Consider the following 296-nt stretch of genomic DNA (forward strand, 5'->3'; position numbering starts at 1 on the left):
GTTGTCCAACACGTTGCCCACGCTGCTGTGGCCCGCGTTGCCGTCGATGCCGGTGTAGGTGTCGTTGTTGGCACCGATCTTGCCCGGCACCACCGTCACGGTTTCCGTGGCGGTCGCACAGTTGGTCGGGTTCAGCTTCTCGCAGATCCGGTAGCCGATGGTGTACGTGCCTGCCGGCGTGCCCGGCGCAACCGACACCACACCGGTGTTCGGGTCCAGTGTCACCTTCGGATTGCTCGACGGCGTCGTCACGCTGACGTTGACGGTGCCCGGCGTGACCTTGGTGCCGTTGAGCG

Annotated in this window: 1 protein-coding gene; it reads right to left on the reverse strand. The window is 65.5% G+C overall.

The features are described 5' to 3' along the window. On the reverse strand, positions 1 to 296 hold a 296-nt coding region (locus tag RVY79_RS18925), incomplete at both ends, for a hypothetical protein (protein WP_317466099.1).

Source organism: Chromohalobacter sp. HP20-39, assembly GCF_033052815.1.
Classification (GTDB): domain Bacteria; phylum Pseudomonadota; class Gammaproteobacteria; order Pseudomonadales; family Halomonadaceae; genus Chromohalobacter.